This window comes from Micromonospora sp. NPDC048169 (assembly GCF_040652815.1).
GTDB lineage: Bacteria > Actinomycetota > Actinomycetes > Mycobacteriales > Micromonosporaceae > Micromonospora.
Genome location: NZ_JBEZMS010000018.1, coordinates 1 through 22,783 on the forward strand (window position 1 = coordinate 1; position 22,783 = coordinate 22,783).

The window sequence follows — 22,783 nt, forward strand, 5'->3', positions numbered from 1 at the left end:
CCCGCTACGACAAGTTAGCCGTCCGCTTCCAGGCCGTCCTGACCATCACCATCATCTGCGAGTGGCTCTGACCGGCTTATGAAACACGCCCTAGTTGATCTCCTTGGGTGACACAAACTCCTTGATCACGGGCTGAAGAGGGCGGGGTGCGAGGCGCGCGGGCGAGGCGGCCAACTTCATGATCAGCCGGGTGCCGGGCGGGCCGGTCAGGCGTGCGAGAGCGCGAACGCGACCAGGAAACCGAGCACGGTGATCAACCCGACCAGCAGGTGCGCGTCGGCGAACGCCTCCGGGACCATGGTGTCGGTGATCATCGCCAGGATCGCGCCGGCGGCGAGCGCGGTGATCGTCGCCAGCACCTCCGGCGGTGCGCCGCCGAGCAGCGTGTACCCGGCCAGCGCCGCCGCACCGGAGATCAACGCGATGGCCGTCCACAGCCCGAACACGTAGCGCCGGGTGCGCCCGGCCAGCCGCATGCCGGCCGCGCTGGAAAGCCCTTCCGGCACGTTGCTGAGGAACACCGCGATGACGGTGACCAGGCTGACCGGGCCGCCGGCCAGCAGGCTCGCGCCGATCACCACCGACTCGGGTACGCCGTCGAGCAGCGCGCCGACCGCGATGGCGCTGCCCGAGCCGGGCTGTTCCCGCTCGGACGGCTGCTCGTCGCCGGAACGCTTGCGGTGCCGGGCGCCGTGCCGGGCCAGCAGCACGTTCGCCCCGGTGTACGCGAGCGCGCCGGCCGCCGCGCCGATCGCCACCGGCAGCAGGCCGCCCTGCTCGTGCGCCTCGTCGATCAGCTCGAACGACACGGCGGAGAGCAGCACGCCCGCCCCGAACGCCATCACCGAGGCGGTCACCGGGCGCGGTACGCGCGCGAAGAACCCGACGGCCGCCCCGATCAGCAGGGCCGACCCGGCGAGCAGGCCCCAGAATCCCGCTTCCAGCCACTCCGGCACGCGCTGCACCCTACCCCCGGGCGCGTGCCGCCAACCCGCCTCAGAAGTCGGCGAACAGGTGCGGCAGCTCCCGGGGGAAGAGCCGTCGCAGCTCACCGGCCGCGTCCACCGGAACCTCACCGAGCCCGCGTACGACCACCTCGGCCGGGTCGAGCACGCCGTACGCCAGGGCGGACAGACCGGCGGCGGTGAGCCGCGCGGTCGGCACGCTGCCCTCGGCGGCGGTGGAGGCCGGCAGCACCGCGAGCTTGCCGGTGGTGCCGTCGAGCAGGTGCCGGCCGGCGAGCCACCTGTCGGCGACCACCTCGACCAGCACCCGGCCGGCCCCGACCGGCTGTTCGGCCAGCGCCTCCAGGCTGAGCAGCCGGGCCATCGGCGCGGTCGGGTCGGGCCGGGCCACCCGCGCCTCCACCCGCACGTCGAGGTCGGTGAGCCACAGCTCGGGCAGTTCGTCGGGGGTCACCTGCACGCTGATCCGCGCCACCTGGTCGACGTGCCGGGCGAAGAACTGGAGCACCGACGCGCGGGCGTACGGGTCGTCGACGAGCAGGTCGTCGGCGAGCAGCGTGCCGGCATGGTCGTCGATCCGGTAGGTGACCGCGCCGACCGTCTTCCCGCCGCGCACCACGCTCACCAGCCAGCGGTCGTCCCGGTCGCGCAGCCCGACCGCCCGGAAGTCCGGGAAGACCGCGAAGCCGTGCCGCTCGCGCAGGCACCGCTCGGTGTACGCGCGCCACCTCGGATACCCCGCGCCGATCCGCTCCCAGACCAGCTCGTCGGGCAGTTCGGCGCGCAGCAGCGGCGCCAGGTCCGCCGGGTCGAAGATCGCGGTACGCCGCCGGGGCAGCCCGATGTAGCCGAAGCGCTCGTAGAACGAGGCGCGGAACGGGTGCAGCGCGGTGAGCTGGTGGCCCTCGTCGCGCATGTCGTCGAGGAGCTGCCGCATCAGCGTGCGGACGTGGCCGCGCCGGCGGGCCAGCGGATGGGTGGCCACGCCCGCGACACCGGCCATCGGCAGCACCGCGCCGCGCAGGTTCTGCCGCATCGGTATCGCCGACGCGGCCGCCGCGGTGACCCCGTCCTCCTCGGCCACCAGCGTCGTGTTCCCGGCGTTGTACGGCAGGTAGGCGCGGAACTGGTCGGTCCGGGTGGCGCCCATCGGCGAGGCCTCGAACGCGTACGCCTGGAGCGGGAAGCTGGTGGTCAGTCGTTCATCGGCGGCCAGCCGGCGAATGTGCATCCGTTCATCCCAGCCGCACCCGCCGTGGTCCGCAACCGGAAAGGGCGGCGGCTCACGCCTCGGTGACGTCCGAGATGACCACCGTCACGTTGTCCGGCGCGCCGGCCTGGTGGGCCAGTTTCACCAGTTGCTCGCCGCACTGCTGGCGGTCGCCGTAGGTGGCGAGCGCCGCCGCGATGGCGGCGTCCTCCACGTAGTCGGAGAGGCCGTCGCTGCACAGCAGCAGCCGATCACCGGGGAAGACGGTGAGCGCGCCGACGGCGGGTGGCGCGTCGGAGCCCTGTACCGCGCGGGTGACCAGCGAGCGCTGGGGGTGGTGCCGGGCCTGGTCACGGGAGAGCGCGCCCTGGTCGACGAGCGCCTGCACGAACGTGTCGTCGCGGGTGAGCTGGGTCAGCTCGTGGTCACGCAGCAGGTAGCAGCGGGAGTCGCCGACCTGCGCCAGGACCAGGGTGTCCCCGGCGAGCAGGGCGGCGGTCAGCGTGGTACCCATGCCGTCGCGGGCCGGGTCCACCGTGATGGCCGCGCGGATGCGCTGGTTCGCGGTGCTGACCACGGCGCGCAGCGCGTCGGCCGCCTCGTCGGCGCCGGTGGGCGGCGTCAGCTCGTCCAGGATCCGGATGACGATCTCGCTGGCCACCTCGCCGGCGGGGAGTCCGCCCATGCCGTCGGCCACCGCCACGAGGCGGTCACCGGCGAGGGCGGAGTCCTCGTTGTTGGTCCGGACGAGGCCGACGTCGTTGAGGATGGCCGAGCGGAGGATGAGCGTCATGACGACAAGCTTGCCAAGAAGAACGGCTCCGCGTCTGCACGCGCTGGCGGGTCTACTGAAAGAAATGTCATCCGCTTACATCCTGGGTATGCGTCAACTGTCCGGTGTGGACGGACGAGGATAACGCAGCAGAAGGCTCGCGTGGACCTCCTCCTCGCCCACCACCGCATAGACGTGCGGCACGTCGGAGGTCCACCGCAGGTAGCCCCCGGGGCCGGCGGTCAGTGGGGCGTCGGCCGGGCCGGCGCGCAGCGCCCCGGAGAAGATCGTCACGTGCTCGGTGACGCCGCCGGAGTGGGCGGGGGAGAGCTGCGCCGGCCCCGGGCCGACCCGCATCCGGTACAGCTCGTAGGTCGCCTCCCTGTCGTCGAACACCTCAAGCAGCGTTGCCCCGACCGCCGTGCCGCGTACGGTCGGCGTCTCGCCGGGCGGGGAGAGCACGGCGGTCAGCGGTACGCCGAGCTGCGCGGTGATCGCGTACAGGGTCTCCAGCCGGGGGTTGCGCACGCCGTTCTCCAGGCCGGAGAGCGTGGCCTTGCCGACGCCCGCGAGGCGGGCCAGCTCGGACAGGGAGATGCCCCGCTCGGTACGGAGCGAGCGGATGCGCCGGCCCACCTCCTGGGCGCCCCGGTCGTCGGCTGGTGCGGCGGCTGTCATGGGGGCTATCGTGCTACACCGTGCCGTTCCGTAAACGGAACGGTCGGAGGAGGTGGGCATGGGCGGTCGGCTCCAACCCGTCCTGGCCGGCGTGGTGACCGCCCTGGTCGGCTTCGCCAGCTCGTTCACAGTCGTCCTGGCCGGGCTGCGCGCGGTCGGCGCCGATCCGGACCAGGCCGCCTCCGGCCTGCTCGCGCTCTGCGTCGCCAGCGGCGCCTGCGCGGTCTGGCTCGGCCTGCGGCACCGGCTGCCGCTCGCCATCGCCTGGTCCACGCCGGGCGCGGCGCTGCTCGTGGCCACCGGGCCGGTCCCCGGCGGCTGGCCCGCCGCAGTCGGCGCCTTCCTGGTCGCCGGGCTGCTGATCATCGCGGCCGGGCTGATCCCCGCGCTCGGCCGCGCGGTCGCCGCGATCCCCGCCCCGATCGCCTCCGCCATGCTCGCCGGGGTGCTGCTGCCGTTGTGTACGGCACCGGTACGCGCCCTGGTCGAGGTGCCCCGGCTGGCCGGGCCGGTGGTGCTGGTCTGGCTGCTGCTGCACCGGTTCGCCCGCCGCTGGGCGGTGCCCGGCGCGCTCGCCGTGGCAGTGGTCGCGATCGCGCTCACCACCTCCGGGCCGGCCCGGCTGGACGCCGCACCCGTCGTCGCGCTCACCGCGCCGGCCTGGACGCTGCCCGCAGTCGTCGGGCTCGCGCTGCCGCTGTTCCTGGTCACCATGGCCGCCCAGAACGTGCCCGGCACCGCTGTGCTCGCCGGGTACGGCTACCGCGCCCCGCTGGGCTCGGCGCTGCGGGTGACCGGCCTCGCCACCGCCCTCGGCGCCCCGGCGGGCGGCCACGCGGTGAACCTCGCAGCGATCACCGCCGCCCTGGCCGCCGGACCGGACGCCCACCCTGACCCGGAACGGCGCTGGATCGCCTCGGTCACCGCCGGGATCGGCCTGGCCCTGCTCGGCATGGGCGCCGGCGTGGCCACCGCCCTGGTGCTGCTCTCTCCGCCGGTGCTCGTCGAGGCCGTCGCCGGGCTCGCCCTGCTCGGCGCGCTCGCCGGCGCGGTCACGGCGGCGGTCGCCCAGCCGGGCGCGCGGGAGGCGGCGGTGGTGACGTTCGTGGTCACCGCCTCCGGGGTGAGCCTGCTCGGGGTGGGCGGCGCGTTCTGGGGCCTGATAGCGGGCTGGCTGATGCTGCTGCTGTTCCGCCGCCGCGCGACCCCGTCCGTGCCGGAGCAGGCCACACGGGGTGAGAGGGAAGCGGTCGAGGTCACTCCTCGGCGGGTAGCTCCGCGACCGGGACGGTGAGGCGTACCGCGCCGTCGCTCACCGCGGCGATCCGGTCGGCCAGCACGTAGACCGCGCCGGTGCGGACCAGCTCGGTGGAGACCTTGAGGTAGCCGTCGCGCAGCAGCCGGGCGGCCAGGTCGGCCGGTACGTCCGGCTCGTCGACCGCCGCCGACTCGATCAGCTCGTCCAGGCTGCTGCCCGGGTCGACAGGTGCGGGTGCCTGCACGGTCACCGCGGCCGGGTCGCCGCGCTGCACGAGATCGACTGTGCCCACCTCGACGCCTGCGGAGTCGACCACGCGCATGCCGGTGGTGACCCGGGAGACGGTGTCCTGCTGCTGGCTCATGCGGAAGCGGTTCCCGGGGCGCGCGGGCGCTAAACGGACGGGGCCCAGCCGCCCGGCGGACGGGGGGACAGCTCGCGCCAGGTGTCGGTGCCGTCCAGCAGCGCCCGGACCGTCTCCTCGGCCTCCTCGACGCTGGCGTGCTCGTAGAACCGGGAGACCCCCTCGGCGCCGCCGGCCCGCTGCTCCACGTGCCAGCGGTCGCCGTCCACCCGGAGGAAGACGTCACGCCGGGCGAGGCGTCCCCATTTCCCGTTCCACCAGTGCCTGCGCTGCTCCATGCCCGGACTCTATCGAACATGTGTTCGATGCACGTCGGCCCCCGCGAGATCGTCGCGGGGGCCGATCGGCTATGGCGTCAGCGCGGCGCGGGCGGCTCCTGCCGGCGGCCGAGCACGTCGTCCAGGGCGCTGCGCTGGCCGGGCGTGCCGTGGTTGCCGGCGAGCAACGCGTCCCGGATCTCGGTGAGCAGCTTGACCTCCTCGCTCGGGGCCGAGGGCGGCGGCTCCTCGCCGCGCTTGCGGCGCTCGGCGAGCTTGTTCATCGGGTAGACGACGAGGAAGTACAGCGCCGCCGCGGTGAGCACGAACGTGATCGCCGCGTTGACGAAGGCCACCCAGTCGAACGGGATGCCCCGGAACTTCGGGGTCGATCCGCTGAGGCCGTCCTTGCTGCCCGTGATCAGCGCGATGAACACGCGTACCAGCGGTTCCAGGAACGACTTGGTGAGCTGGGTCACCACGCCTGTGAACGCGGCGCCGATGACGACACCGACCGCGAGGTCGACGACGTTGCCGCGCATGATGAAGTCTTTGAAGCCCTTGAGCATCCGTACTCCCGTGCCCTGATGAGTCTGCGTCGGGGACAACCTATGCCTCGGCGGGGCCTTCGAGAAAAGCACCGGCCTCGATCGCCGCCCGCTGCGGGTCGCCGGCCCGGATCGCCTCGACCAGCCGGCCGTGATCCACGTACCGCTCCGGGGTCAGCGCCTCGCCCATCGCCTGGGCCACAGTGCTGCGCAGCGCGGCGCCGACCGAGGCGTACAGCTCGGCCAGCATGGCGTTGTGCGCGGCGGCCACCACGGCCGTGTGCAGCGCGGCGTCCGCCTCGACGAACTCGTTCACCCGGCCGCCGCGCCAGGCGGCCTCGCGGGCCGCGAGCGCGCCGTCGAGCGCCGCCAGGTCGTCGGGGGTACGCCTCAGCGCGGCGAGCCGGGCGGCCTCCACCTCGAACGCGCGCCGGACCTCGACCACCTCGGTCATCCGGTCGTCGGTGAGCCGGCGGGCCACCACCGGCGCTAGCTCGTCCGTCGACACCACGTACGTGCCGGAGCCCTGCCGGCACTCCAGCACCCCGGCGTGCACGAGCGCCCGGACCGCCTCGCGGACGGTGTTCCGCCCGACGCCGAGCGCGGCGACCAGCTGCGGCTCGGTGGGGATGCGCCCGCCCACCGGCCACTCGCCGCCGAGGATCCGTTCCCGGAGCGCTTCGATCGTCTGCCGGACCCGGTGACCGCGGGGCGGCACGGTGACGGAATCCCGGGCGGGTGTCACGGGTTACACCTCGTGCCGAAATTCATCCCATGATTGTAGGTTCGAGGTCATGACTCCGCCAACTGCGCCCGCCGCGGCAGTGCCCACGCCGGGTGCCGCATCCGCGCCGGCCCCCGCCCCGGCGGCCGGTCCGGTCCGGGGCGGCCTGCTCGTGCTCGCGGGGATGCTGCTCGTCGCGCTGAACCTGCGGGCCGCGGTGACCAGCCTCGGCGCCCTGCTCGACGAGATCCGGGTCGGGCTGGGGCTGTCCGGCGCGATGGCCGGCCTGGTCACCACCCTGCCCACCATCGCGTTCGCCGGGCTGGGCGCGCTCACCCCGTGGCTGGTCCGCCGCTGGGCCGCGCCCCGGGTGCTGGTGCTGGCCATGCTGGCGCTCACCGTCGGGCAGGTGCTGCGCGCGGTCACCGGCTCGGCGGCGATCTTCGTGCTGACCAGCGCGCTCGCGCTGGCCGGCATCGCGGTGGCGAACATCCTGCTGCCGATGCTCGTCAAGCAGCACTTCCCGCACCGCACCGGACTGGTCACCGGGGCGTACACGATGGCCCTGACGGTGGGCACGACGGTGGCCGCCGCCTCCGCCGTGCCGGTGGCGCACGCGTTCGGCTCCTGGCGGGCCGGACTCGGCATCTGGGCCGGGCTGGCCGCGCTGGCCGTACTCCCGTGGGTGCCGCTGGCGCTGCGGGCCCGCGCCGCGCGACGGGCCGCGCCCCCGGCGGTGGCGGTCGCTGCCCCGGCCCGGGTGCAGCCGGGCCGGACCCGGCTCGGCTGGGCCATGGCTGTCTACTTCGGGGCGCAGTCGCTCAGCGGGTACGCGATCATGGGCTGGCTGGCCCAGTTGTTCCGGGACGCCGGATACCGGCCGGAGACAGCCGGGCTGCTGCTCGCCGGCGTGACCGCGTTGGGCGTGCCGGTGGCGCTGATGATGCCGGCGCTGGCCGGCCGGCTGGCCACGCTGCGCCCGCTGGTGCTGTCGCTGACTGTGTTCTCCGCCGCCGCGTACACCGGTCTGGCGCTCGCCCCGCACGGCCTGGCACCGCTGTGGGTGCTGCTGCTGGCGCTCGGCCAGGGCGCGTTCCCGCTCATCCTGACCACGATCGGGCTGCGCGCCCGGACCGCCGAGGGCACCGTGGCGCTGTCCGCGTTCGCGCAGAGCACCGGGTACGTCATCGCCGCGCTCGGGCCGCTGCTGGTGGGCATCCTCTACGAGGCGACCGGCGGCTGGACCGCCCCGATCGGTTTCCTGCTGGTGGCGCTGGCCGTGCAGACGGCTGCGGGCATGGTGATCGCCCGTCCCCGCTACATCGAGGACGAGCGCTGAGCGGGATCGGTCAGGAGGAGGCCGGGGTGGGATCGCCCGCGACGGCCTGCTCCACCGTCGGGTACGTGTGCAGCACCTCGACCAGGCCGCTGACCTCGAGGATGCGCAGCACGCCGCGCTGCGGGGCGGCCAGCCGGACCACGCCACCGGCCTCGTCGCAGTTGTTCTTCGCCCGGACGAACACCGACAGGCCGGTGGAGTCGCAGAACGAGACCTCGGCCAGGTCGAAGACGAGGCGGCTGCGCCCCTTGTCCAGCAGATCCGTGATCTGGTCCTGGAGCTGCGGTGCCGTGGCCATGTCCAGCTCGCCCGCGACCGACACGACGACCACGTCGCCGCGTTGTTCCGTGTGCACCGTCAAGGACATTCGTCGACCTCCTGTGTTCGGGGGAAACGGTATCCCACGACGGGCGCGTCGCGCAGAACGGGAGCGGTCACAGGTGCGGCCGATCATTCTTTGCTCTGCGACAAGTAGCGCGTCAGGCTCCGGTGATAGAGTCCGCCCGTCCAAATCAGGGAGGTCAGCATGGCGATGAGCGCCGAACAGGGTGGTCGGCTCGCCCACCTGCTCAGTCAGCACGCGGATCGGCTGACCAACCGCTGGACGGAGATCGTCGCGAGTTCGCTGCGCGGTCGCCTGAGCCGGGCCGAGCTGGCCCGGCAGGTCCAGGAACTGCACCGGGCGCTGGTCGAGGCCGGTCAGCACGGTGTCTCCGACCTGGCCGACGAGTACGGCGGTGAGCTGCGGGCGGTGCTGTCCGAGCTGTCCACAAACCGGGCCCGGCAGGGGTTCTCCGCGACCGAGACCGCGATCAGCGTGTTCGCGCTCAAGGACACCCTGCTGGAGGTGCTGGAGGACGAGAAGGGCACCGACGCCCTGCGCGACTTCGTCGCCTTCTCCGCGCTGGTCGACCAGATGGGGCTGTTCACGTTCGAGACGTTCGTCCGGGCCCGCGAGAGCCTGATCGCCGACCAGGCGGAGCAACTGCTGGAGCTGTCCACCCCGGTGGTCAAGCTCTGGGAGGGCGTGGTCGCCGTCCCGCTGGTCGGGACGCTGGACTCGGCCCGCGCCCAGGTCGTGATGGAGCGACTGCTCCAGACGCTGGTCGACACCGGCTCGCCCTACGCGATCATCGACATCACCGGCGTGCCGGCGGTCGACACTCAGGTCGCCCAGCACATCCTCAAGACCGTGGTGGCCGCCCGGCTGATGGGCGCCGACTGCATCATCTCCGGCATCCGCCCGCAGATCGCCCAGACGATCGTGGCCCTCGGCATCGAGTTCGGTGACATCGCCACCAAGGCGAGCCTCGCCGACGCGCTGCGCCACGTGCTGCGCCTGACCGGGGTCGAGACCACCGCCCGCCGCCCGCGCCGGGAGTCCTGATGGAACGGGTGCCGATCCTCAAGATCGGCGACATCCTGCTGGTCTCCATCCAGGTCGACATGTCCGACCAGACGGCGATCCAGCTGCAGGAGGACCTGGCCGAGCGGATCGTCGCCACCGGCTGCCACGGCGTGATCATCGACATCACGGCGCTGGACATCGTCGACTCCTTCGTCGGCCGGATGCTGTCGACCATCGCGTCCATCTCGAAGGTGCTGGACGCCGAGACGGTGGTGGTCGGCATGCGTCCGGCCGTCGCCATCACGCTCGTCGAGCTGGGGCTGTCGCTCAACGGCATCCGTACCGCGCTGAACGTCGAGCGCGGCATGGAGCTGATCGCGGCCAGCCGTCCCGACGAGTGGGACGAGGCGGCCGACGACGAGGACACCGAGACGACGGCGACGGCATGACCGTGGGCGTCGACCTGGGTGTGCCGGCGACGCAGGCGATCCGCAGCGACGAGGACGTGGTGCGGGTCCGGCAGTTGGTGCGTACCACAGCCGTCGCGACCCGGCTCTCCCTGGTCGACCAGACGAAGCTCGTCACCGCCGCCAGCGAGCTGGCCCGCAACACGCTGATCTACGGCGGTGGGGGCAGCGCCGAGGTGAGCACCGTGTCCGACGGTCGGCGGCGCGGCGTACGGATCGTCTTCGCCGACGAGGGACCGGGCATCCCCGACCTCGACCTGGCGCTCACCGACGGCTACACCACAGGCGGCGGGCTCGGCCTGGGGCTGAGCGGCGCCCGCCGGCTCGTCGACGACTTCGACATCCGGACGGCTGTCGGCGAGGGGACGCGGATCACCGTCACCAAGTGGTCGCGATGATCTCCGACGTGGTACCTGACCACGGCATCTGGTTCCGGGTCGACACCGGCGCGACAGCCGGCAGCGTACGCCGGGCGGCCGAACGCCTCGGCCGGCAGCTCGAACTGAGCGCGCCGCGCGTCGCGGACCTGGCCATCGTCACCGCCGAGATCACCAGCAACCTGGTCAAGCACGCCCGCGAGGGCACGCTCCTGATGCGTCCGGCCCGCCGGGGCGAGCGGGCCGGGGTGGAACTGGTGGCCATCGACTCCGGCCCCGGCATGGCCGACCTCACGCTCTCCTCCGTCGACGGCCACTCCACAGCTGGCACGCTCGGCATCGGTCTCGGCGCGATCACCCGGCAGTCGAGCCGGTTCGACGGCTACTCGTCGCCGGGCCGGGGCACCGTCCTGGTCGTCCAGGTCTGGGACGACGCGCCGCCCGAGCCGGACTGGGCCGCCGGGCTGGCCCGGCCGATCACCGGCGAGCAGACCAGCGGCGACGGGTACGCGGTCCGCCAGCTGGACGGCCGGCGGCAGGTGCTGGTCTCCGACGGACTGGGACACGGGCCGCTCGCCGCCGCCGCGACCGGCGCGGCCGTGTCCGCGTTCCGTTCGGCGCCGGACGGGCCGCCGGACGTCGTGGTGCGCCACCTGCACGCCACCATCTCGCACACCCGGGGCGCCGCGCTCGCCGTGGCCGAACCGGATCCGGCCGCCGGGATCCTCCGCTACGCCGGGCTGGGCAACATCGCCGCGATGATCGTCGCGCCGGGCGAGCGACGGCGCGGGCTGGTCTCGCTGCCGGGCATCGCCGGGCACCAGCGTCCGGCGATCCGGGGATACGACTACCCCTTCTCGCGCGACGCCACCCTGGTCATGCACAGTGACGGGGTGGTGGATCGCTGGGATCTGGACGACTATCCCGGGCTCGCCGGCCGCAACCCGCTGCTGGCCGCCGCGACTCTGCTGCGTGACGCCGGTGTCCGACGCGACGACGCCTGCGTCCTGGTGGCCCGGGGGGCGGCATGACCGAACCCCTCCTGCACCTCGCGCTCCGGGTGGAGCAGGACATCTTCCTGGTCCGGCAGCGCGGCCGGGAGGTGGCCGCGGCGGTCGGGCTGGAACACCAGGACCAGGTACGGATCGCCACCGCGCTGAGCGAGGTGGCCCGGGAGCTGCTGCACGGTGTCGACGGCGCGGACGTCACGTTCGCCCTCGACCGCGACGCCGTCGGCCGCCGGGTCCTCCAGGTGGACCTGTCGCCGCTGCGTCCGCTCCCCGGCGGGCGGTACGAGCCGCAGTCCGGCGCCGTCGCGCGACTGGTGGACACGTTGCGGGTGGTGGCTGTCGATGGCGATACGGTCGTGAGGATGTCCCGACGAGTGCCCGACAACAGCGAGGAGCTGACGGTGGAGCGCGCCGCCGAGCTGCGCGCCGAGCTGGCCGAGCGGGCGCCGGGTTCCGCGCTTGACGAGTTGGCCGCCCAGAACGCGCAGCTCATCACCGCCCTCGACGAGGTGCGCAGCCAGCGCGACGAGCTGGCGGTGCTCAACTCCGAGCTTCAGGAGACCAACCGTGGTGTGATGGCGCTCTACAACCAGCTCACCGAGGAGCTGGAGGAGACCAACCGCGGCGTGGTGGCGCTCTACGCCGAGCTGGACGAGAAGTCCGCCCAACTGCGGTCCGCCAGCGAGTCGAAGAGCCGCTTCCTGGCGAACGTCAGCCACGAGCTGCGCGCCCCGGTCACCGCGATCATCGGCCTGGCCCGGCTGCTCGCCGACTCCGCCTCCGACCCGCTCACCGGCGAACAGGCCCGTCAGGTGGGGCTGATCCGATCCTCGGCGGGCGACCTGCTGGGGCTGGTCAACGAGCTGCTCGACCTGGCCAAGGCGGAGTCGGGCCGGATCGAGCCGGACTGGTCCGACGTCGATCTGCGCGCGGTGTTCGGGCAGTTGCGCGGCACGCTGCGGGCGCTGGCCGCGCGCCCCGAGGTGGAGCTGGTGGTGGAGGAACCGCCGGCTCAGGCGACGCTGCGCTCGGACGAGGTGCTGCTCGCCCAGGTGCTGCGCAACCTGCTGCACAACGGGCTGAAGTTCACCGAGCGCGGCGAGGTGCGCCTGCGGGCCGAACGTCAGGGCGACCAGTGGACGCTCTCGGTCACCGACACCGGTGTGGGCATCCCGCCGGAGCTGCACGAACGGGTCTTCGAGGAGTTCTACCAGGTGCCCGGCACGACCCGGGTCGGTGGCACCGGGCTCGGCCTGCCGTACGCGCGCCGGCTGATCACGCTGCTCGGCGGGACGCTGGAGCTCACCAGCGAACCCGGCCGGGGCAGCAGGTTCACAGTGGTCCTCCCCGCGGGCGGAGCGTGACGGTGGACGGCGGGCCGGTGACCGTGCTTGTGGTCGATGACAGCGGCCCCAAGCGATACCTGCTGGTCAACTGGTTGACCCGGGCCGGATTCGTCACCGTCGAGGCGGAGAACGGCACGGCGGCGCTGGAGCGGGTGGGCCGGGAACACATCGACCTCGTGGTGCTCGACGTGCGGCTGCCCGACATGAGCGGCTTCGAGGTGTGCGAGCGGATCAAGGACGAGTACCCGTACATCCCGGTCATCCACGTCTCCGCCCACGCGGTCGACGTGGTGGACCGGGCGCAGGGTCTCACCCGGGGCGCGGACGCCTACCTGGCCGAGCCGATCGAGCCGGAGGAACTGGTCGCCACCGCCCACGCGGTGCTGCGCTACTACCAGGCCCGGCTGCGTGCCGAGCAGCTCGCCGAACGGCTGGCCGCGCTCGCCGACGCCACAGTGGAGATGCACGCGACGCCGAACTTCGTCCGGCTGCTGGAGGCCGCCGCGAGCGGCGCGGCGCGGATCTTCAAGGCCCCGGCCGCGGTGGTCGCCGAGACGTTCGACGGGGACTGCCTGGCCGGGGTGGCGGACGACCCGCACACGCCGGCCCGGATCGTGCCGTGGGTGGTGGACGACACCGGCGTGCCGATCGGCACCCGGGTGCGGGTCGACGAGCCGGCCAACTGGGCGGTGGCGGACTGGCCGGACGGTGACACGGTGACGGTTGCCGCCTCCCGGCTGCGGGAGGACCGCGCCCCGCTCTACGTGGTGGTGCCGACCGCCACCCAGACCGTCCGTACGCCGGTGCTGGTGCAGCTCGCCCAGGCGGTCGCCTCGGCGGTGGAGGCGCAACGGTCCTTCGACGAGGAGCACCGGATCGCTGTGACGTTGCAGCGCAGCCTGCTGCCGCAGCGGCTGCCCGACGTCGTGGGCCTGGACCTGGCCGTCCGGTACGAGCCGGCGAGCGCGCAGACCGAGGTGGGCGGCGACTTCTACGAGCTGGTGATGCTCGACGGGCATCTCCTGGTGGCGATCGGCGACGTGGCCGGGCACTCGCTGCACGCCGCAACCGTGATGGCCGAGTTGCGACACGCGGTGCGGGCGTACGCGGTCGAGGGCCATCAGCCCGGGGTGATCCTGGACCGGGTCAACGAGCTGATGCGAACCCTGCTGCCGAACGAGCTGGCCACCATCTGCGTGCTGCTGCTCCACCCGCCGACGGGGCTGGTCCGGCTGGCGAGCGCCGGGCACCTGCCGGCGTTGCTGAGCCGCGACGGCCGGGTCGAGTTCGTGGCGCAGTCCGCGCCGCTGCTCGGGGTGCGCGCGAAGCGCCCGCCGGATCTGGAGTTCGTGCTTCCCGCCGGGGCCACGCTGGTGCTCTACACCGACGGGCTGATCGAACGGCGGGACGCCACCATCGACGACGGCATGGCGGCGCTCGGCGTGGCCGCCACCCGGGTCGACGACAACCTGGACGAGTTCTGCCAGCGACTGCTGGTTGAGCTGGCGCCGCCGGAGATCCAGGACGACGTGGCGGTGGTGGCGGTCCGCCGCCGCTGACCGTGTTCCGCGCCCATCGGCAACTGCGAGATCTTGGTACGGAATGGCCCCTATGGGGGCACTTTCGTACCAAGATCTCTCCGGTTGCTTGATGGGTGCGCGGCGGGTGGTCGTGGGCGGGAGCAGAGCGGCGCGCCGGGGGGTGCAGAGCAAGTCCGGGAGACCGGGAGACCGCGGCGGTCGGGCTGAGGACCGCGCCTCACTGGCGCAGGGCGGCCAGCGAGCGGGCGTACGCGGCGGGGGAGACCCCGGTGACGGCGGTGAACTCGCGGACCAGGTGGGCCTGGTCGGCGTACCCCAGATCGGCGGCGACCCGCGACCAGTCGAGCGGCCCGGCGGCGGCCTGTTCGATCGGCTCCTGGAGCCGGTAGCGGCGGATCACCCACTTCGGACCGACGCCGACGTGGTCCAGGAAGAGGCGCTGGAGCCGGCGGGTGGAGACGGCGTGCCGCCGGGCGAAGTTGGCGACCCGTAGCACGGTCCGGTCGGCGCGGATCTCCTCGACCAGGGCGGTGGCCTCGGCGGCGAGCGGATCAGCGACCGGCGACCACGAGGTCAGCAGGGCGTCCAGTTTCGCGCAGCGCTCGTCGTCGGTGCCCGGGCAGACCGGCCCGTCCGGGATCGGTACGCGCCGGCCGGTCAACTCGGCGACCGGGCGCCGCCAGAACGGCCGGAAACCGCCCGGGCGGAACTGGACGCCGGAGACCCGGCCGGCGCCGTGCAGCGTGACGGCGAACAGGCCGGTGTCGACGCCGGCGATCTCGCCCTGTTCGGGCGCGCCCTCCTGCGCCTGGAACACCACGTTCACGGCCGGGTGCGGCACCACCCGTTGCTCGAACGGCTCGTCCAGGTCCCAGTCGATCAGCCAGTAGTGCTCGACCCACAGGCGCAGCGCCGGGGCGGGCAGCCGGCGTCGGAACCGTACCCGCCGGCGCAGCCGGTCCGGATCGAGGATGCCCCGGTTGTCGCGTCGCGGTTCGTGTCGCATTTCTTCAAGACCGCCCTCATACGCTGCCCCTATGAGCACGAAGACTAGTGAGCTGCTCGCCGTCGCGGCGCCGCGTACGGTGGCGGTGGTACGCGGCATCTCCGACGACCAGCTGGGTCTGCCCACGCCCTGCCCCGGCTACACGGTGCGCGACCTGCTCGGCCACCTGTTCGACGTGGTGGTCAACTTCCAGACGCTGGCCCGCCGGGAGGAGGTCGACTGGTCCGGCAAGGCCGACCATCTGACCGGCGGCTGGCGGGAGCGGTTCGCTGCCGAGACGGACCGGCTGACCGAGGCGTGGTCCGACCCGGCCGCGCAGGATGGCGTCTCGCCCGGGATGGGGCTGCCGCAGGAGACGGTCGGCTTGATGGCCCTGATCGACCTCGCCGTCCACGGATGGGACCTCGCCCGGGCCACCGGCCAGGAACTGGCGGTGGACCCGGCCGTGGTGGCGGCGGGGCACGAGTTCATGGACCGGATGGGCGACATGGGACAGAAGATGGGCGCGTTCGGCCCGCCGGTGCCCACCGGCGCGGCACCGGACGGCATGGACGCGCTGCTCGGCCGGACCGGCCGCGACCCGGCCTGGGCCCGCTGAACCGAACGGCCCGCGTTGTCCCGCGCGGGCCGTTCTTGACAGTGCTATTCACTCAGCGAATAGTAAGGGAGTGTCCACTCAGCACGTCCTGCTCGGGCTGCTCGCCGCCGGGCCACGCCACGGCTACGAGCTGAAGCGTGCGCACGACGAGCGGCTGCCCCGGGCCCGGCCGCTCGCCTTCGGGCAGGTCTACGCCACGCTGGCCCGCCTGCACCGGGACGGCCTGGTCGTGCCGACCGGCCAGGAGCGGGACGGCGGTCCGGACCGGACCGCCTACGCGCTCACCGACGACGGGCGGGCGGCGCTGGACCACTGGCTCGGCACCGTCGAGCCGCCGATGCCGTACGTGGCCAGCACGCTCTTCGCCAAGGTGGTGGTCGCGCTCCTGGTGGCCGACGTCGGCCAGGCCCGCACCTACCTGATCGCCCAGCGGCAGGCGCACACGCAACGCCTGCGCGAACTGACCGCGCTGAAGACGACCCCCGGCGTCCGCCTCGACGAGGTGGTCGCCGCCGACTTCGCCATCGCCCACCTCGACGCCGATCTCCGGTGGCTGCACACCACCCTGGACCGGGTCGCCGACTGGCACCGGGAGGTGCGCTCGTGACGTTCCTGCAAGCGCGCGGAGTGGTCCGCGCCTACGGTCACACCCCCGCGCTGCGCGGTGTGACGCTCGACGTGGCCGAAGGCGAGATCGTCGCGGTCACCGGCCCGAGCGGCTGTGGCAAGTCCACGCTGCTGCACTGCCTCGCCGGCATCCTGCGCCCCGACGCCGGTCAGGTCACCTGGCGCGGAGAACGGATCGACACGTGGTCGGAGGCGGCGCGCTCGCGGCTGCGCCGTACCGAATTCGGGGTGCTGTTCCAGTTCGGTCAGCTCGTCGCCGAGCTGACCGCCGCGGAGAACGTCGCGCTTCCGCTGTTGCTCGCCGGCACGGGGCGGCGAGCGGCGCGGACCGCGGCGCTCTCCTGGCTGGACCGGCTCGGGGTGGCCGACGTCGCCGACGCCCGGCCGGGTGAGATGTCCGGCGGGCAGCAGCAGCGCTGCGCGCTGTCCCGGGCGCTCGTCACCGAACCACGGGTGATCTTCGCTGACGAGCCGACCGGCGCGCTCGACACGCTGGCCGGCGAGCAGGTGCTCACCCAGCTCGTCCGGCTGGCCCGCGAGCAGCGCACCACTGTCGTGCTGGTGACCCACGAGCCGCGCATCGCCGCGTACGCGGACCGGGAGGTCAGCCTGCGCGACGGCATGGTCGACCACACCGGGCTCGGGCTCGACCCGGCGCTGCCGGGTGGGTCACGGTGAGACCGGGCACGCTGCTGCGGCTCGCGCTGGCCGGCACCCGCACCGACGTCGCCCGGGTGGTGCTCACCGCGCTGAGCGCCGCGCTCGCGACGCTGGCCGGGCTGGCCGCGCTGACAGTGCTGTCGGTGGTGAAGCCGCCCGGCGACGCCTGGACGCAGTCCGACCAGTACACGAACGCCCTGCTGCGGGAACCCGGCCTCCGTCCCGGCGTCGCGTTCGCGTTGCTGCTGCTCTGCGTGCCGGTCCTCGGCCTGGCCGGACAGTGTGCCCGCCTCGGCGCGCCGGGCCGGGACCGGCGGCTGGCCGCGCTCCGGCTGGCCGGTGCCACCCCCGGGCAGGTCACCCGGGTCGCGGTCGCCGAGACCGGCGTGGCGAGTCTGATCGGCACCCTCGTCGGCCTAGCCGTCTTCCTGGCCGGGCGCGGGCTGCTGCACCGGCCCGACGCGGACGGGCGGCTGCCGCTGCCCACCGACGTGCACCCGGCGCCGATGGCGGTGGCCGCCGTCGTGCTCGGCCTGCCGCTGGCCGCCGCGCTGGTGAGCGCGTTGCTGCTGCGGCGGGTCACCACCACCCCGTTCGGCGTCGTGCGCAAGGTCCGCACCCGGGCGCCCTGGCCGTGGCCGGGCGTGCTCATCCTCGCCGCGCTGGCCATGTTCGCCGCGATCCGCCCGCTCCTGCTCTGGTACGAGCGGCGTGGCGCCGTGGCACCCGACTGGCAGGTGCCGACGTTGCTCGTCGTCGGCGGGCTGACCGCGACGATCGGTGTCGTGTCCGGCACCGGCTGGATCTCGTACCACACCGGCCGGCTGCTGCACCGGCACGGACGCGGCCCGGCCGCCCTGCTCGCCGCCCGCCGGCTGGTCGCCGACCCGTGGGCCGGCAGCCGCACCTTCGCCGCCCTGCTCGCCGCGCTGATCTTCGGCGCCGGTGCCGCGGCGATGCGTGCCGACTTCCAGGCCCAGGCCGAGGTGACCCGCCGCACCGGCTCCGGAATGGCCGACCCGGGCTTCTACCTCGGCGCGATGGACCTGGTCGACCTCGCGGTCGTGGTGGCGATGGCGATCGCCGGCGGTGGGCTGCTCGTGGCGGTGGTCGAGGGCATCACCAGCCGGCGACGGGCGTACGCGGCGCAGGTGGCGACCGGCGTGCCACGAGCCACCATCGGCCGGGCACTGCTCTGGGCCGCGCTCGCCCCCGCCGTACCCGCGATCGGGCTCGCGTTGACCGTCGGCTACCTGCTGGTCCGGGGCGTCATGCCGGCGCCGGGGAACGGTGGCTTCGCGCGAACCTTCTGCGACGCCGGTGCGGATCTGTGCGGCGATCCGGCCACCGCCGCGCCGTACATTCGCGTCGAGTGGGTGCCGAAGACGACGGTCCCGCCGGACGTACCGTGGGATCATCTGGCCTGGCTCGCGGCGAGCGGGTTGGCGGCGGTGCTGTGCACGGTCGTGGCCGGCCTGCTGTTCCTGCGCGCCGCGACCTCGGTCGAGGAACTGCGCAGCACCTGACCGGTCAGCGGCCGAGCAGGCCGGCGGAGCCGGCGACGGCCAGCCCGATGACAGTCGAACAGCAGCACACCACGAGCGCGGCGGCGACCACCACGAGGAGCAGCCAGGCGGGCGCGCGTCGCGCCGCCGGCTGCTCCTCGTCGCTCATCCGATCGGGTACGGGTCAGGCCCGGCCGACGCGGTCGAGGATCCAGGCGTTGACGAACGCCTCCTCGCGCCAGGAGTCGTACCGGCCGCTCGGGCCGCCGTGGCCCGCGCCCATCTCGGTCTTGAGCAGGTAGTCGCCGGACGGCGCGAGCGCGCGCAGCCGGGCGATCCACTTGGCCGGCTCGTGGTAGAGCACGCGGGTGTCGTTGAGGCTGGTCACCGCCAGGACAGCCGGGTAGTCGGCGGCGGTCACGTTCTCGTACGGCGTGTAGGACTTCATGTACGCGTAGACCTCGGGGTCGTCGAGCGGGTTGCCCCACTCCTCCCACTCGGTGACCGTCAACGGCAGCGACGGGTCGAGGATCGAGGTGAGCGCGTCCACGAACGGCACCTGCGCGACGATCCCGGCGAACGCGTCCGGCGCGAGGTTCGCCACCGCGCCCATCAGCAGGCCGCCGGCCGACGCGCCCCGGGCGACCAGCCGGTCGCTCGCCGTCCAGCCCGCCTCGACCAGGTGCCGGGCGCAGGCCACGAAGTCGGTGAACGTGTTCTTCTTGGCCAGCAGCTTGCCCTCGTCGTACCAGCGCCGGCCCAGCTCACCGCCGCCCCGGATGTGCGCCACCGCGAAGATCACGCCGCGGTCGAGCAGGCTCAGCCGGGCGATCGAGAACCACGGGTCCATGCTCGCCTCGTATGACCCGTAGCCGTAGATGACAGCGGGGGCCGAGCCGTCGCGCGGCGTGCCCCGGCGGCAGACCAGCGAGATCGGTACGCGGGTGCCGTCCTCGGCGAGTGCCCAGTCCCGGTGCTGCTCGTAGTCGGCCGGGTCGTACGGCCGCCCGTCCGGCCCGGGAAGGACCGGCTTCTGCCGGCGCAACGTCAGCTCGCGGGTCACCAGGTCGTAGTCGTAGACCGAGTCGGGGGTGACGAGCGACGTGTAACGCAGCCGCACCTCGTTCGTGCGGTACTCCGGGTTCGCGTCCAGCCCCACGCTGTAGATCGGCTCGGGGAAGTCGATGTCCCAGCTGTCGTCGCTGCCCACCGGCAGCACCCGCAGGCCGGTCAGCCCGTTTGCGCGCAGCGACACGACGAGGTGGTCCTCGAACGCGTCGACGGCCTCCAGCCGGGTGCCGGGCGTGTGCGGGATCAGCGGCGTCCACTCGCCCGGCGCGTCCGCCGAGGTGTAAGCGAGCGCGAAGTCCTCAGCGCCGTCGTTGTGCAGGATCAGGAAGCGGTGGCCGTGGTGCTCCACCGCGTACTCGATGCCCTGACGCCGTGGCGCGACGACGGCGGGCTCACCGGTCGGGTTGGCCGCCGGGATCACCCGGACCTCGCTGGTGACCTTGCTGTGGATGTCGATCACCACGAAGCGCTCCGAGCGGGTCAGCTCGACGCCGACCCAGAACCGCTCGTCGTCCTCCTGGTACACCACCACGTCCTCGCTGGACGACGTGCCGACGGTGTGCCGCCAGACCCGGTTCGGCCGCCACGCGTCGTCCACTGTCACGTAGAACAGCGTGGACGCGTCGCTCGACCAGGCGGTGCCGTAGAACGTGTCCGGCACCTCGTCCGGCAGCGACTCGCCGGTGGTCAGATCCTTGATCCGCAGCGTGAAGCGTTCGTCGCCGGAGAAGTCGGTGGAGTAGGCCAGCCAGCGGCCGTCCGGGCTGACGTCGAACGCGCCGAGGGAGAAGAAGTCGTGCCCCTCGGCGAGCTGGTTGCCGTCGAGCAGCACCTCCTCACCGTCGAGCGGGGCGCCGTCCGCGCTGACCGGGGGCGCGGTCTCGCCGGGCCGGACCGCGCGCCGGCACTGCACGCCGTACTGCTGACCCTCGACCGTGCGGGTGTAGTACCAGTGGCCGTCCTTGCGGGTCGGCACCGACAGGTCGGTCTCCTGGGTGCGCCGGCGCGTCTCCTCGAACAGCTCAGCGCGCAGCCCGGCCAGGTGGGCGGTGCGCGCCTCGGTGTACGCGTTCTCCGCGTCCAGGTACGCGATCGTGTCCGGGTCGTCCTTGGTGGCGAGCCAGGCGTACTCGTCGAGGACTGTGTCACCGTGATGGACGCGCTCGGTGGGGACGCGCTTGGCGACGGGCGGTGGGGTTTCGGTCACGGCGCCACGTTACCGGGCGCCGGGCGGCCGCCGGGGTCGCCCGCCGACCGAATCCCGCGACTCGCCGCCAGGTCTTTCGAACATGTGTACGATAGCCGCCATGGCGGATGCGGCACGTTCCACCGACCGACTCGGAGCCCTCGACATCACCCGGAAGCTGGCCGCGATCTGCGGCGACCCGTTCGCCCGCTTCGCCGGCCCGGCCGACGAGGTGGCCGGCCGTACCGCCCGGTGGGTGGCCGTGCCGGGCGGCCCGCACGCCGCCGCGGAGGTGTTGCGGCTGGCCGCCGCGTACGACCTGACCGTGGTGCCCCGCGGCGCCGGCACGAAGATCGACTGGGGCGCCGCACCGGCGCAGGTGGACATCATGCTCGACACCGGCCGCCTCGCCGGGGTCTGGCACGAGTCGCGCGACGCGGCGGTGGCCGAGATCGGCGCCGGTACGCCGCTGCGCGCGGTCCAGGCCACGCTCGCGCGCACCAACCAGCGGTTGCCGGTCGACGCGCCCTCGCCCGGCGCGACGCTCGGCGGTGTGCTCGCCGCCGACGAGACCGGCCCGCTGCGGCACCGGCACGGCAGCCCGTGTGCCCAGCTCGTCGGCGTGCGCTACCTCGACGCCGACGGCGAGCTGGTGAGCGTCGGCGAGTCCGGCACGGCGGCCCTCCGCCGAGCCGCCCCCGGCCGTGGCGGTGGCCGGGCGGGCGGGCGCGGTCCGGCGGGCGCTGGCGGTTCCGCCGGTGACAGCGGTCCCGCCGGGGGCGGCGGTTCCGCCGGTGGTGTGTTCGGCGACGATCCGGTTCGTGGTGGCGGCGATGCGATCCTCGGCCGGGGCGAGGTGCCCGGGCTGGACGTGGCCCGGCTGCTCTGCGGCTCGCAGGGCGGTTTCGGCGTGCTCGTCTCGGCCACCATGCGGGTGCACGCCGTACCGGCCGGCCGGCTCTGGGTGTCCCGCCCGGTCTGGACGCCGCTGGAGGTGCACGACCTGGTGCAGGCCGTCCTCGCCGCCGGCGTCGACCCGGCCGCCGTGGAGCTGGACCTGCCGGTGCCGGTGCCGCTGCCCCGGCGACGGATTCCGGCCACGCACCCGTCGGTGGTCAACCGCCCCGACCATCCCGCGGTGACCGGCCGCCCGGCGGCGGGCAGCCTGGTGGTGCTGCTGGAGGGCGGCCCGGCCGACGTGACCGAACGGGCCGAGCGCCTCACCGCGATCCTCGGCCCCGAGACGATTGTCAGTCACCACGCGCCGGAATGGTGGGGGCGCTACCCCTTCGCGCCAGGCGACACGGCGCTGCGTATCGAGGTGCCGATAAACGACCTGCACGCCGCCGTCTACGCGTTGCGCGACGCCACCGGCGCCCCGGTGCCGGTACGCGGCTCGGCCGGCTCGGGCACCGTGCACGCCGCCCTGTCCGGCGCGCTGCCACCCGACCGGGTCGCCTCGATCCTCACCGCGGTCCGCAGTGTGCTGATCGCCCGGCGGGGCCGGTGCGTGGTGGTGGCCGCGCCCGCGGCGGTACGCCGTGGCGTCGACCTCTGGGGCGAGTTGCCCGCGTTGCCGCGACTGCGCAGCGCCAAGGCCCACCTGGACCCGCACCGCCGACTGGCCCCCGGCCGCCTACCCGGCGGCCTCTGACCAGCCCCGCCCCTGGGCACCAGCCTGCCGACGCCCGGCCCACCCGTGCCGGTGCCCCGCCCGCCGGGGGGCGCCCACACCTGCCGGCGCACCCGCCGGAGCACCCTGCCTGCCGGGCGTCCCCACCTGCTGGGCACCCCCGGCCCGCACTCAGCCTCGGCTCCACCCGCGTCCCCGTCCTCCGTCCCCGCCCCGCCCTGGCCCGCCCCGCCTCGCCCGGTGATCGCCTCGCCTCGCCCGGTGATCAAGGACTTTGCGTCAGATTTCGCGCC

Annotated in this window: 25 protein-coding genes; 13 read left to right on the forward strand and 12 right to left on the reverse strand. The window is 73.8% G+C overall.

Going from position 1 to position 22,783, the window contains the following annotated elements; all coding sequences use genetic code 11:
• Positions 1-206: 206 nt before the first annotated feature.
• The 4 genes from AB0D28_RS17245 to AB0D28_RS17260 form a co-directional block, all read right to left on the reverse strand.
• The gene (locus AB0D28_RS17245; protein WP_357386749.1) at positions 207-956 is read right to left on the reverse strand and encodes a ZIP family zinc transporter; all 750 of its coding nucleotides are present in this window, start codon (positions 954-956) and stop codon (positions 207-209) included.
• Positions 957-996: 40 nt separating this feature from the next.
• Positions 997-2,196, reverse strand: a complete 1,200-nt coding sequence (locus tag AB0D28_RS17250; protein ID WP_357386751.1) for a GNAT family N-acetyltransferase — start codon at positions 2,194-2,196, stop codon at positions 997-999.
• Positions 2,197-2,248: 52 nt separating this feature from the next.
• Entirely contained in the window at positions 2,249-2,968 is a 720-nt protein-coding gene (locus AB0D28_RS17255; protein ID WP_013283512.1) for a protein phosphatase 2C domain-containing protein, read from the reverse strand.
• 93 nt (positions 2,969-3,061) lie between these two features.
• Positions 3,062-3,625 (reverse strand): XRE family transcriptional regulator, encoded by a 564-nt coding sequence (locus tag AB0D28_RS17260; RefSeq protein WP_357386753.1) that lies wholly within the window; start codon positions 3,623-3,625, stop codon positions 3,062-3,064.
• A gap of 58 nt (positions 3,626-3,683) precedes the next feature.
• Between AB0D28_RS17260 and AB0D28_RS17265 the strand changes: the two genes are divergently transcribed.
• The gene (locus AB0D28_RS17265) at positions 3,684-4,919 is read left to right on the forward strand and encodes a benzoate/H(+) symporter BenE family transporter (RefSeq protein ID WP_357386755.1); all 1,236 of its coding nucleotides are present in this window, start codon (positions 3,684-3,686) and stop codon (positions 4,917-4,919) included.
• On the opposite strand, the gene AB0D28_RS17270 is transcribed toward AB0D28_RS17265, so the two are convergent.
• From AB0D28_RS17270 to AB0D28_RS17285, 4 genes are all read right to left on the reverse strand, one after another.
• A complete protein-coding gene (locus tag AB0D28_RS17270; RefSeq protein ID WP_357386757.1) occupies positions 4,882-5,247 on the reverse strand; it encodes a hypothetical protein in 366 nt (121 codons plus the stop codon). The genes AB0D28_RS17265 and AB0D28_RS17270 overlap by 38 nt on opposite strands.
• A gap of 29 nt (positions 5,248-5,276) precedes the next feature.
• Positions 5,277-5,525: a hypothetical protein gene (locus AB0D28_RS17275; RefSeq protein ID WP_026268772.1), complete on the reverse strand. Its 249-nt coding sequence runs from the start codon at positions 5,523-5,525 to the stop codon at positions 5,277-5,279.
• Between the two features lie 77 nt (positions 5,526-5,602).
• Positions 5,603-6,073 carry a large conductance mechanosensitive channel protein MscL gene (mscL, locus tag AB0D28_RS17280; protein WP_187690944.1) on the reverse strand — a complete coding sequence of 157 codons (471 nt, stop codon included), beginning with the start codon at positions 6,071-6,073 and terminating at the stop codon, positions 5,603-5,605.
• 40 nt (positions 6,074-6,113) lie between these two features.
• Positions 6,114-6,797, reverse strand: a complete 684-nt coding sequence (locus AB0D28_RS17285) for an FCD domain-containing protein (RefSeq protein ID WP_357386759.1) — start codon at positions 6,795-6,797, stop codon at positions 6,114-6,116.
• A 49-nt stretch (positions 6,798-6,846) separates the two neighbouring features.
• On the opposite strand from AB0D28_RS17285, the gene AB0D28_RS17290 reads away from it, so the two are divergent.
• On the forward strand, positions 6,847-8,115 hold the full coding sequence (locus AB0D28_RS17290) for an MFS transporter (RefSeq protein ID WP_357386762.1): 1,269 nt from the start codon (positions 6,847-6,849) through the stop codon (positions 8,113-8,115).
• A 10-nt stretch (positions 8,116-8,125) separates the two neighbouring features.
• Here AB0D28_RS17290 and AB0D28_RS17295 read toward each other — a convergent pair whose 3' ends face one another.
• Positions 8,126-8,482, reverse strand: coding sequence for an STAS domain-containing protein (locus tag AB0D28_RS17295; protein ID WP_018789120.1), 357 nt, complete (start codon positions 8,480-8,482; stop codon positions 8,126-8,128).
• Positions 8,483-8,641: 159 nt separating this feature from the next.
• Between AB0D28_RS17295 and AB0D28_RS17300 the strand changes: the two genes are divergently transcribed.
• The 6 genes from AB0D28_RS17300 to AB0D28_RS17325 are packed head-to-tail and all read left to right on the forward strand — an operon-like array spanning position 8,642 to position 14,222.
• A complete protein-coding gene (locus AB0D28_RS17300; protein ID WP_357386764.1) occupies positions 8,642-9,502 on the forward strand; it encodes an STAS domain-containing protein in 861 nt (286 codons plus the stop codon).
• Entirely contained in the window at positions 9,502-9,912 is a 411-nt protein-coding gene (locus AB0D28_RS17305; RefSeq protein WP_357386766.1) for an STAS domain-containing protein, read from the forward strand. Before AB0D28_RS17300 ends, AB0D28_RS17305 begins: the two co-directional genes overlap by 1 nt.
• A complete protein-coding gene (locus AB0D28_RS17310) occupies positions 9,909-10,328 on the forward strand; it encodes an ATP-binding protein (protein ID WP_357386768.1) in 420 nt (139 codons plus the stop codon). The genes AB0D28_RS17305 and AB0D28_RS17310 overlap by 4 nt, the downstream gene beginning before the upstream one ends.
• The gene (locus tag AB0D28_RS17315; RefSeq protein WP_357386770.1) at positions 10,325-11,338 is read left to right on the forward strand and encodes a SpoIIE family protein phosphatase; all 1,014 of its coding nucleotides are present in this window, start codon (positions 10,325-10,327) and stop codon (positions 11,336-11,338) included. The genes AB0D28_RS17310 and AB0D28_RS17315 overlap by 4 nt, the downstream gene beginning before the upstream one ends.
• Positions 11,335-12,681 carry a sensor histidine kinase gene (locus tag AB0D28_RS17320; protein WP_357386772.1) on the forward strand — a complete coding sequence of 449 codons (1,347 nt, stop codon included), beginning with the start codon at positions 11,335-11,337 and terminating at the stop codon, positions 12,679-12,681. Before AB0D28_RS17315 ends, AB0D28_RS17320 begins: the two co-directional genes overlap by 4 nt.
• 2 nt (positions 12,682-12,683) lie before the next feature.
• Complete coding sequence (locus AB0D28_RS17325) at positions 12,684-14,222, forward strand: SpoIIE family protein phosphatase (protein ID WP_357386774.1); 1,539 nt, start codon at positions 12,684-12,686, stop codon at positions 14,220-14,222.
• A gap of 199 nt (positions 14,223-14,421) precedes the next feature.
• Here AB0D28_RS17325 and AB0D28_RS17330 read toward each other — a convergent pair whose 3' ends face one another.
• Positions 14,422-15,210: an AraC family transcriptional regulator gene (locus AB0D28_RS17330; RefSeq protein ID WP_357386776.1), complete on the reverse strand. Its 789-nt coding sequence runs from the start codon at positions 15,208-15,210 to the stop codon at positions 14,422-14,424.
• 31 nt (positions 15,211-15,241) lie between these two features.
• Between AB0D28_RS17330 and AB0D28_RS17335 the strand changes: the two genes are divergently transcribed.
• The 4 genes from AB0D28_RS17335 (at position 15,242) to AB0D28_RS17350 (ending at position 18,621) form a co-directional block, all read left to right on the forward strand.
• Positions 15,242-15,808, forward strand: a complete 567-nt coding sequence (locus tag AB0D28_RS17335; protein WP_357386778.1) for a TIGR03086 family metal-binding protein — start codon at positions 15,242-15,244, stop codon at positions 15,806-15,808.
• A gap of 70 nt (positions 15,809-15,878) precedes the next feature.
• Entirely contained in the window at positions 15,879-16,415 is a 537-nt protein-coding gene (locus AB0D28_RS17340; RefSeq protein WP_357386780.1) for a PadR family transcriptional regulator, read from the forward strand.
• Positions 16,412-17,113, forward strand: coding sequence for an ABC transporter ATP-binding protein (locus tag AB0D28_RS17345; protein ID WP_357386782.1), 702 nt, complete (start codon positions 16,412-16,414; stop codon positions 17,111-17,113). The genes AB0D28_RS17340 and AB0D28_RS17345 overlap by 4 nt, the downstream gene beginning before the upstream one ends.
• On the forward strand, positions 17,110-18,621 hold the full coding sequence (locus tag AB0D28_RS17350; RefSeq protein ID WP_357386784.1) for an FtsX-like permease family protein: 1,512 nt from the start codon (positions 17,110-17,112) through the stop codon (positions 18,619-18,621). The genes AB0D28_RS17345 and AB0D28_RS17350 overlap by 4 nt, the downstream gene beginning before the upstream one ends.
• A gap of 4 nt (positions 18,622-18,625) precedes the next feature.
• Here AB0D28_RS17350 and AB0D28_RS17355 read toward each other — a convergent pair whose 3' ends face one another.
• Both AB0D28_RS17355 and AB0D28_RS17360 read right to left on the reverse strand, forming a co-directional pair.
• Positions 18,626-18,769 carry a hypothetical protein gene (locus tag AB0D28_RS17355; RefSeq protein WP_167796966.1) on the reverse strand — a complete coding sequence of 48 codons (144 nt, stop codon included), beginning with the start codon at positions 18,767-18,769 and terminating at the stop codon, positions 18,626-18,628.
• Between the two features lie 15 nt (positions 18,770-18,784).
• The gene (locus AB0D28_RS17360; protein WP_357386787.1) at positions 18,785-20,878 is read right to left on the reverse strand and encodes a S9 family peptidase; all 2,094 of its coding nucleotides are present in this window, start codon (positions 20,876-20,878) and stop codon (positions 18,785-18,787) included.
• Positions 20,879-20,978: 100 nt separating this feature from the next.
• On the opposite strand from AB0D28_RS17360, the gene AB0D28_RS17365 reads away from it, so the two are divergent.
• On the forward strand, positions 20,979-22,511 hold the full coding sequence (locus AB0D28_RS17365; RefSeq protein WP_357386789.1) for an FAD-binding oxidoreductase: 1,533 nt from the start codon (positions 20,979-20,981) through the stop codon (positions 22,509-22,511).
• Positions 22,512-22,783 lie beyond the last annotated feature (272 nt).